Below are 5,810 nucleotides of genomic sequence, written 5' to 3' on the forward strand. Positions count from 1 at the left end.
ACTATTAAAAAGAGGTCATACAATGTTGAGAGCCATAAAATTACTAAGCCTTTTAGGATTAGTAAATTTGGTGAGCAGAAACTTGAACTCTACCAATCCTGAGAGGCTTGGTAGAGTGGGTGTTTTACAGCCTCACCAACACCAGAGCTATTAAAAGAAACCAGATATAATCAAGGCTTACTTTCCCCGAAGGTCATCTTCCTTAGTTTCTTGACGGTGTTGTCCATGCAGTACACTCGTATAATTCTGCTTTCAAAATCATGAGGGTATTATTAAGTTCATGTCTAATCAAAAATCAGAACTATGAAAAATTTATGCGCCATCCTTATAGCCTTCATGTCTGCATCAGGGCTATACGCACAAGGCACCATGCTACTCCGGCAACCCACCATTTCAGAAAAAGATGTGGTATTTATATATGCCAATGACCTTTGGAAAACATCCAAAACGGGAGGTGATGCCATCAGATTAACCACCAATGAAGGTTACGAATTTGCACCCCATTTTTCAGCAGATGGCAAATGGATCGCGTTTAGTGCGCAGTATGATGGCAATACAGATGTATATGTTTTGTCAGCGAACAGTGGCGTGCCTAAACGCCTCACCTTTCATCCGGGTACAGACGAGGTGCAAGGATGGACACCCTCGGGAGAAGTATTATTCAGATCAAACAGGAGTGCACACCCCACTAAGACATCGCAATTGTTTACTGTTTCGACAGAAGGAAGTTACCCGAAGCCTATTTTAGATCTTCGGGCAGCTTACGGAGAGGTTTCTCCAGATGGTAATTATTTAGCTTATACGCCAATTACTTCATGGGACCCGGAGTGGAGAAATTACAGAGGTGGCCAGGCTATGCCTATATGGATTGTAGATTTGAAAACCCAGGAATTGATTAGAACGCCTCAACTGGACAAAGAAAGACATTTGTACCCGGTGTGGATTGGCAGTAAAATTTATTACCTCTCTGAAAGAGACTATACAAGCAACATCTGGAGCTTTGATGTAAACACAAAACAAGAGGAGCAAATTACCTTTCATAAAAAATTTGATGTAAAGAGTCTTGATGCCTCGGGTGACATGATTGTGTACGAACAAGGTGGCTATTTACATACCCTAAACCCGGCAACCAAAGAGAGTAATCAGTTGGAAATCGATGTGGTAGGTGATTTAAATTTCAGCAGAGCAAGATGGGATGATGTAAATGCCGGCAATGTCACACACCCAAATCTATCACCCAATGGCAAGCGGGCTATTTTTGAGTATCGAGGCGATATATTTACTTTTCCTAAAGAAGAGGGTAGTTGGAGAAATATTACCAAAAGCAGTGGTGTAGCAGATCGCTTTCCTATTTGGTCACCCACAGGCGAACAAGTAGCCTGGTTTTCTGATGCCAGTGGTGAGTACCAGTTAATCGTAGCTGATCAGTATGGGGATAGCAAAAAATCATATCCTTTAGAAAATCCTACCTTTTATTTTACGCCAGACTGGTCGCCTGATGGCAAAATGATAAGCTATACAGATACCGATTACAACTTGTGGTACATCACGCTAGCAGATGGTAAAGTAAGAAAAATCGATACCGATGGCTATGCGCACCCTAACAGAACGATGAACCCTACATGGTCGCCAGACAGCAGGTTTATCGCTTATGAGAAACAGCAAAATAGTCACTTTAAGGCCATATTCGTATTTAATACGCAGAGCAACAAGAGCTATCAATTGTCAGATCCACTGGCCGATGCTACCAGTCCGGTTTGGGATGCATCAGGAGAGTACCTTTACTTTTTGGCCAGTACTGATTATGGACTTAGCTCAGGATGGCTCGATATGAGCTCTTACGACCCTTCGGTAAGTCGCTCGCTTTATGCTGCGGTGCTAAGCAAAGATGGCAAGGCCCCAAACATTCCCGAAAGTGATGAAGAACAGCCCGAGTCACCCAAAGAGGAAAAAGACAAGGAGGACGAAACCAAGGATAAAAATATCACGGTAGACTTCGAAGGAATACAAGAGCGAATAGTTGCCCTATCGCTACCAGCGAGAAACTATCTGTTTATTGCACCTGCACAAAAGTATCACGTGTTTGTAGCGGAATCCATACAAAATCAAAAGGGGCTAAAAGTGCATGACTATGATGTAAAGAAAGAAGAACCTACCGATTTTGAAGATGGTGTAAGTACAATGGTAGTTTCCAAAAATGGAGAACACACACTACTTCAGAAAAACGGGAGTTGGAACATTAGTAGCACAAAAGGAAAGCCCAAACCCGATGATAAAATTACTGTTGCTGGCAAAATGTATGTAGTTCCTCGCGATGAGTATGCACAAATCTTCAAAGAAGGTTGGAGGTATATGCGCGATTTTCTCTATGTAAGCAATGTACATGGTGCGCCATGGGACAAAGTCTATAGCTGGTACCAGCCGTGGGTAAAACATGTAAACCACCGTACGGATCTGAATTACCTGGTTGACATATTGAGTGGAGAAGTCGCGATTGGGCACTCCTACGTTTCAGGAGGAGATATGCCCGATGTAGACAGGGTACCTGTAGGTCTACTTGGTGCTGACTACGAGCTAGACAAAGGCTTTTATAAGATCACGAAAATCTATGATGGCGAAAGCTGGAACCCGGACATCGATGCGCCTTTAGGCTTAACCGGGCTTGAGGTGAATGAAGGAGATTACATACTTGCAGTAAATGGTAGAAACATCACCGCCAATGACAATATTTTTGACCATTTTGCCCAGACGGCCGGAAGAGTAGTTTCAATACAAGTAAATGACAAACCTTCAAAGGACGGTGCCCGAAGTGTATACGTCAAGCCGGTTGCCAACGAATACCGATTAAGATACATCGATTGGGTAGAAAGCAACAGACGCAAGGTAGATGAAATGTCTAATGGCAAACTAGCTTATGTTTACATCCCTAATACGAGTGGGCCTGGCTTTACAAGTTTCAATCGCTACTATTTTTCTCAACAAGATAAGAAAGGCGTAATCCTCGATGAGCGAAATAATGGCGGAGGCTCCGCTGCCGATTATATGATTGATATCATGACCAGAGAGCCTGTAGGCTATTTTAATAGCAAAGCAGGTGATAACCGCCCATGGACTACACCTATTGCTGGTATTTGGGGACCAAAGGTGATGATTATCAATGAGCGTGCCGGTTCCGGAGGTGATCTATTGCCGTATATGTTTAAGAAAAAAGAGATCGGTCCGTTGGTGGGTACACGCACCTGGGGAGGCCTGGTAGGCACCTGGGATACACCAAGGTTTATCGATGGAGGTAGAATGGTAGCACCGAGAGGAGGCTTTTATGATACCGATGGCGAATGGGCAGTAGAAGGTGAAGGTGTGGCACCCGATGTTGAAGTGATTGACGACCCAAAAATGGCAATAGAAGGTAAAGATGCCCAGTTGATAAAGGCTGTGGATGAAGCTCTGAAATTGCTGGAAACGCAGGAGTTTAAGATGAAGCCAGAACCGGAAGGTCCGGCAAGGTGGAAACGACCTGATGGGTACGATAAAGACAAATAAAGCAAAACGGCTGTTTCAACTTCTTCTGGAACAGCCGTTTTTCATTTTACTTATCAGCTTTTGACATATACATCATTTTGTCAAATAGGACCAAACAGCCAATAACTGCCATTTCTTTGTGTCGTCATTGCTTTTCTTCATTTTCGATTTCAGACTCTTCCTCATTAGATTCCACCAATTCGATAGTTGACTCGTTGGAATCTTGTCTTTTGGTAGTGGGTAATATAGCAGCGTTGAATCCCAAACCGATGGATGCAAGGGTAATTAGGAGCACAAAGCCAATTAGCTTCAATGCTTTCTTTAAGTATTTCATTTATAAGTTTATTGTGTTAGCAGCGAGGGCTGTAACTGGTGATACTTCAAAAATTAATCGTTAAAAGTTGTGAGGCCTTCGATGACCCCAATGATTAAGAATTGGAAGGATCGTCAGAATTTTGTGGAATTCTCTTTAACTGTATGAAATGAGATATAGGATTGATCGAGTCAAGCTTTTTTGATTGTGATTGATGCTTAACGATAATAGAAGAGTTATAACCAATTAAGTACGTGTTGAAAATGAAAGTCGAACGGTAGTTTTCAGGGCTCTTATTATAAGGCCAGGAATAAAACGTAGATAAGTTAATCTCGCCTTCAGCATCCTTTTGTTCAAGAATTAATTCAAGTTGAGCTTGATTAAACTGAACTGGAGAAATTATGTGTGCCGATGCATCGAAAAGGCCAAAAGAGACAATTACTAAAGCCAGTAATCCTGACGCTAAATAATATCCTTTGTTTTTATTTTGACTTCTCATCTTCAATCTAAAGATAGGTAATTTTTAATTGTAGCACATCTAACTCATAATCTCACACTGCAATAAAGCTACTGGCCTGATTTAACAAGCCTCTTAGGCTTAGGAAGTTTAGTTAATTTAAGAGTTGAAACTATACCAATCCTGAGAGGCTTTGTAGAGGGAAGATTCGTTTGGTCTACCCTATTTCAACAATAATAGTTATTGTCACATGTCATCAATTCGCACTATCCAATGCTTCAAGGGCATTTTGGTATTTTAAAAAATCGTCACTGTCTTGGCTTGGTGCCAGTTCCATCGCTTTTGCAAATGATGCCTTTGCCAGCGACACATTTTCATTTTCAGCTTGAGCTATACCCAAATAATAATGTGCCAGATCTGACTTAGGATACAACCCTACCCAATATTTATAAAGCTCTATCGCTTCGTCAACTTTATTTGTACCCAATAATCGCCTTCCTACATTTTTGAGGCAACTCATGCTATATAATCTATCGGCATTAGGATAAATCTCAAAGCCATACTCACTTGACAGCTCCTTATAAAAGGAAAGAATATTTGCCAGAGCTGGTCCATCCTTTTCAATTAGATCAAGATAATCCACCAACCACTTTTCTTTCGGATACATAAAATCTAAGGCTGCAATTAATCCCGGAAGTATAACGTCTGTATGTCCTTCACCTGCGATAATTTCCCCTCTGGTATGGACACTACTTGAGTTGTGTCTGGATAATTTCTCATTAAAGTCCTGAGTATTTGTGTTGATGTATGGCTGCCCCTCCGCGTCTTTGCTTCCGGAAACTACATAAAGGTAATTCCTGCCTAAATCGTTGTTTGCATAGAGACTATCTAAATTCTCAATAAGTCGCTCATCTTTATTATAGCCATCTCCAATTATATTGCCTGCAGCAAAGCAAATATAAACTTGAAATAAATCTGGTCTATTTAACAAAGCATAAAGGGCTATGGCTGATGATGGAGAAAAACCAACTATCGTATTGAAGTTATTCGTTCGGTATTTATTGTTAATAGAAGGCAAAAGTTCATGTTCCAAAAAGTCTAGAAATTCCTCTTGAAAGTTGCCATAATTGTATGCCCTATCTCTGTGATTATTATGGAGGTTAGGCGCAAAGTAATTACGATGTTTGCTACCCGCGCTTAAAGAAACCACAATAGACTCTGGCATCCTCGATGTATTGCTAAGCTGATTTACAATCGCAGAGGTGGTATTAAACAGAAGATTTTTATCTAGAACTAAGATCACAGGGTACGCCTTAGAGGAGTTTTCATATTGCTGTGGTAGAGAAACAGTAATCGTTCTGGTTTCTTTAATGTACTTTGAATCGATCTTGAAATCTTCGGTATGGGTCTGAGCAAATATTTGCGATGTAAATAACAGAAGTGCCAGACAAAACGTGTTTCTCATTTTGGTTTTTGATTTAATTAAAACTTATCTGATGATCTGCACGGAAGCTTTCTGAT

Annotated in this window: 4 protein-coding genes; 1 reads left to right on the forward strand and 3 read right to left on the reverse strand. The window is 40.9% G+C overall.

Annotated features, from left to right (window positions below):
• The first annotated feature begins 303 nt into the window (after nucleotides 1-303).
• Nucleotides 304-3,540 carry a S41 family peptidase gene (locus E1176_RS07555; protein ID WP_155209998.1) on the forward strand — a complete coding sequence of 1,079 codons (3,237 nt, stop codon included), beginning with the start codon at nucleotides 304-306 and terminating at the stop codon, nucleotides 3,538-3,540.
• 124 nt (nucleotides 3,541-3,664) lie between these two features.
• Here E1176_RS07555 and E1176_RS07560 read toward each other — a convergent pair whose 3' ends face one another.
• From E1176_RS07560 to E1176_RS07570, 3 genes are all read right to left on the reverse strand, one after another.
• The gene (locus E1176_RS07560) at nucleotides 3,665-3,853 is read right to left on the reverse strand and encodes a hypothetical protein (RefSeq protein ID WP_155209999.1); all 189 of its coding nucleotides are present in this window, start codon (nucleotides 3,851-3,853) and stop codon (nucleotides 3,665-3,667) included.
• 94 nt (nucleotides 3,854-3,947) lie between these two features.
• Nucleotides 3,948-4,331: a hypothetical protein gene (locus E1176_RS07565; RefSeq protein WP_155210000.1), complete on the reverse strand. Its 384-nt coding sequence runs from the start codon at nucleotides 4,329-4,331 to the stop codon at nucleotides 3,948-3,950.
• Between the two features lie 214 nt (nucleotides 4,332-4,545).
• Nucleotides 4,546-5,754, reverse strand: a complete 1,209-nt coding sequence (locus E1176_RS07570; protein WP_155210002.1) for an alpha/beta hydrolase-fold protein — start codon at nucleotides 5,752-5,754, stop codon at nucleotides 4,546-4,548.
• Nucleotides 5,755-5,810 lie beyond the last annotated feature (56 nt).

The organism is Fulvivirga aurantia (assembly GCF_009711475.1).
Classification (GTDB): Bacteria; Bacteroidota; Bacteroidia; order Cytophagales; family Cyclobacteriaceae; genus Fulvivirga; species Fulvivirga aurantia.

Bases quoted from the DNA above. Each gene is read 5' to 3' on its own strand.
- E1176_RS07555 (WP_155209998.1), top strand. From the start codon at position 304: ATGAAAAATTTATGCGCCATCCTTATAGCCTTCATGTCTGCATCAGGG.
- E1176_RS07560 (WP_155209999.1), bottom strand. From the start codon at position 3,853: ATGAAATACTTAAAGAAAGCATTGAAGCTAATTGGCTTTGTGCTCCTA.
- E1176_RS07565 (WP_155210000.1), bottom strand. From the start codon at position 4,331: ATGAGAAGTCAAAATAAAAACAAAGGATATTATTTAGCGTCAGGATTA.
- E1176_RS07570 (WP_155210002.1), bottom strand. From the start codon at position 5,754: ATGAGAAACACGTTTTGTCTGGCACTTCTGTTATTTACATCGCAAATA.